Here is a 3,964-nt window from a genome sequence, read left to right on the forward strand (position 1 = left end):
GAAAATGGGAGTTAAGACGGCGAGCCCGCGACCATCGACTAAATCATGGAGATAGCTGCACCGTGAACGCACCAAAACCCTTTCCGCTCAATGCCTGGTACGCGGCTGCATGGTCCCACGAGATCGCCCGCGAGCTTTCCGCCCGCACCATCTGCGGCAAGAACATCGTGCTCTATCGCCGTACGGACGGCGCCATCGCGGCGCTGGAGGATGCGTGTTGGCACCGGCTGCTGCCGTTGTCGCTCGGACATCTCAAGGGCGATGACGTCATGGGCGGCTATCACGGGCTGGTCTTCAATTCGGCCGGCCGCTGCTCCTACATGCCCGCGCAGAAGACGATCAACCCGTCAGCCTGCGTGCGTGCCTATCCGGTCTCTGAGCGGCATTATGGGCCGATCCGAATTGGACGGCATCTGAACCTCCCACTGCAAAAGATTCGCTTCGATGCATCGATGCGTTCGCTTGAAGCATAAAGATATAAACCTGTCGGGCCATCAGCTTTTTGCGATCGCGCCGATACTCAAAGCTCCCAATCAGGGCGCGACCGGCAAGGCAAATCGAAAGGTCGCGCCCGGCTCTTGCTTGCGGACGATCGATAGGCGGCCTCCATGAGCTTCTATGATCGAACGACAGATCGACAGACCCATTCCAAGACCAGTTGATTTGGTGGTGAAAAACGGATCTAAGATGCGGACCCTATCATCCTCAGCGATTCCGACCCCGCAATCACTCACAGAGAGCTGCACGCGGCCGTTATTGTCCTTTGATGATTGAACCACCAGTTCGCGCGTACGGTCGTCAACTGCTTGCATCGCCTCGATTCCGTTCATCACCAGATTGATGATCACCTGTTGCAGCTGAACCCGGTCACCGAGGATCGTGGGAAGTGTTGGCGCCAGCTCAGTTCGCAGGGTCACTTGGTGATTAGCCAGCTCACGTGTCACCAGCGCGATGACCTCGTTCACGACCTCATTGATGTCGAGCGCTACCCTCTCGATATCACCTTTCTTCGCAAGCGTGCGGACCCTGCGGATGACCTCACTTGCCCGCATCGCATCGTCGATGATCCACTCTACTGATCGGCGCGCGCCGGCAACATCCGGAGTTTCGCGGCCTATCCAGCCGAGGCACGCATCGGCGTTGCTGATAATGGCCGCAAGCGGCTGGTTTACCTCGTGGGCGATTGAGGCTGTTAGTTCCCCCAGCGTGGTCACGCGCGTAACATGCGCAAGATCTGCCTGTGCCTTCCGCAGCTCTTGTTCTGCCTGATCTGCGCGAATTTTTGTCGTGATGTCGGTGGCGACGCCACGGTAGCCGCGAAAGTTGCCACTTTCATCAAAAAAAGGCTTGCCGCTGGTCTGGAAGTAAATTGCCGTCCCAGTCGCGCTGATGGTGCGATAGATCAGATCGCGAAATGGGAGATGCGCGCTGAGTGTCGCCTGATGCTGCCGCCACTTCTCCGGTTCTTCTTCAACATCGCACGCAATTTCCCAGCGAGGCAGGCCAATGGCCCCTGTGGCCAAGAGGCCCGTAGCGCTGGTGTGCTCCGATAAGGTGAGCCGGTGGTCTGGCCCGGTCTCCCATAGCCAATCGGAAGCAGTTTCCGCGTAGTCACGGAAACGTTGCTCGCTCTCACGTAGCGCAGCAAGGGTGCTTTCTAACCTTTCCCTGGCTGCGTGTTGCTCAGTGATATCCATATGCGTTCCGATGAGCTCGACGGTCGAGCCATCGCTTCCCAACACGGCGTGCGCAATAGCATGTATGTGCCGTATCGCGCCATCGGGAAGACAGATCCGAAAATCATATTCGAAGTTCCCTGATTTCTGTTCAATCGCCCGACGTTGCACTTCCTGCTGCATCGGCAAATCATCTGGATGAATACGGGAACGGATGGCCTCAAGCGTCACGGGCTCTTCCGGATCGAAGCCAAACAAACGACTGACTTCGACGGAGCGATAAGCAAAACAGCGACGGTGGCAGTCCCAGGACCAAGTGCCTGTGCGACTGAGCTGCTGCGCGTCGGCGAGATAGGCCTCGCTACGGCGCAGTCGCCCTTCCGTCTGCTTCGCTGCCGTGATGTCGATCGCCGCCCCGACAAACTCGACATCGCCAGATGCTGTTCTCGTGGCCCGTGCTAGTGCGTGAATGTGCTTTATTGATCCGTCGGGCATCAGCAGTCGGTATTCGTGCTCGAAGTCCTCGCCTCGCGATGCTCGATCCAACGTCTCCTGGACGGAAGCCTTATCCTCTGGGTGGGTGCGGTCAAGAACGTGTTGCGGTGTCGGTTTGACGTCTGGATCGTATTCGAAAAGCCGGAAAGTCTCCTTCGACCAAAAGACCTCGCCGGCGGCGTTCCAGCCGAAGCTGCCGGTGTGACTCAATTCCTGCGCCTGTGCCAAATGGGCCTCGCTTCGCTGCAGCGCAAGTTCTGTCCGCTTTTGCTCAGTGATATCTTCGCAGGCAATGAGGACGATGAGCTTGTCTTCGGCCCACAGCATGGCTTTGGCGTTTTCGCGTACCCACAGCACCGAGCCGTCCTTTCTGACTTTCCGGATGTCCCAGGTGCGCGATTGGCCGATATCTGCAAGACAACTCCCGATGCATTTGCGAACGACCTCACGATCGTCTTCCGGAAAGACCTTCAGCACGGATAGGCCGACTAGTTCGGCAGGCGTATAGCCGAGTTGAGTCGCGCCGAAAGTATTGACGTTCAGGACCGTCCCCGCTTCATCGACCATGAAGTACATGGCCGGGTTATGCTCAAAGATTGCGCGCCACAGTTTCTCGCGGTTATGCAGATCGGCCGCACTGTGCGGTAGCTTGGCTGCGGCCTCACGCGCAACTTCCCTTTTGCGACGAACTTTTCCTATCAGGTGCGTTCCGACAATTGACGCAGTGAGAAAAGCGACAACCACCAAAAGGTCCTGGGGATTATCGATCTGAAAACTCAACGTGGGCGGCGTAAAAACGTAGGCTAAACTAGCGACGGAGACGATGGAAAGGACCAATGATGCGATGAAGCTGCCCCTCAGCGAAAACAGCAAGATCACCACCAGATAGGCGAACGCCGTGGCCGCGAAAGGGCTGTGAATATACAAGGAAGCTAGCGTCACCGCCCCTAGCGTAATGCTACCGACGATAAACTGCGTGCCGGAACGTTCCAACGTGGTGAGCTGGTTAAACATGCTTGTAGCCGTCCGGCCCTTCTGGCGGAGAGATTAGTGATCAGACAAAAAATACAGCAATTTATTCGACCCGGACAGGCGCTCCTGAGCGCTTTCTACGTCCGCCCCTTAAATAAGCACAGTAGAAAAAGGCGCATTACAAACCTTCGTATATTTCTTTTAAACATTAGATATCGGACGCTCACATAGGAAGTTACCTTCGTCTCATGCTTAGCCATCCTCCTTGAGTAGCGTGCCGCAGCCTTGGGTTGCTGCCCGGTCAATCACAATTTCATCGCTCACTCCGAAGTTGGTGCTCGTGCTGGATGCCGGGCGTGGGTATGCAGGCGTTGAACGGCATGATCTTCCGAAGGGGCTGGCAGCGGTTTGCGGTGCATGCGGATCGATTATCTTGAAATCGATCGGACCGAAGTTCGAAACGATTTTCTTGGTATTCGCTTTTTCGGCTCACTAGAAACGCCCGCCGTCTTTAGCGATGCAGCAGCGTTATCGAAGCACGAAAGAGGTCTCTGTCGTACCGCTTGCACGATGGCTTCCACTGCGCCGTCAGCGAGCGCCAGCCGCGTCGATAAGAGTATGACTGCGGTGACATAGTCGTCGACGCGCAGCCTCCTGCCGGCGAGCGGATGGCCGCGGTGCATGACGCACACGTAGTGGTCATCCAGCAGATTGCGATGATAGAGGCTTTCCTCCTGCACGTCGTAGGGGCCGAGGAGAAGATCGGCTTCGCCGCGTTTGAGATACGCGATGCCTTTGGCGCGTGCCGCCTTGATCTCCAG

2 protein-coding genes and 1 pseudogene are annotated in these 3,964 nt (G+C 56.9%); 1 reads left to right on the forward strand and 2 read right to left on the reverse strand.

Annotated elements, in window-relative coordinates; genetic code table 11:
* Nucleotides 1-62 precede the first annotated feature (62 nt).
* A pseudogene (locus tag SO180_RS42070) lies at nucleotides 63-386 on the forward strand (Rieske 2Fe-2S domain-containing protein); the annotation flags it as partial.
* Between the two features lie 147 nt (nucleotides 387-533).
* Here the strand turns inward: SO180_RS42070 and SO180_RS42075 are convergent.
* Together SO180_RS42075 and SO180_RS42080 are read right to left on the reverse strand one after the other, a co-directional pair.
* Complete coding sequence (locus SO180_RS42075) at nucleotides 534-3,185, reverse strand: PAS domain S-box protein (RefSeq protein WP_449384655.1); 2,652 nt, start codon at nucleotides 3,183-3,185, stop codon at nucleotides 534-536.
* Between the two features lie 386 nt (nucleotides 3,186-3,571).
* The coding region (locus tag SO180_RS42080) for a LysR substrate-binding domain-containing protein (RefSeq protein WP_449384656.1) at nucleotides 3,572-3,964 on the reverse strand (393 nt) is incomplete at its 5' end.

The sequence above is a fragment of the Bradyrhizobium sp. UFLA05-112 genome (assembly GCF_053572325.1).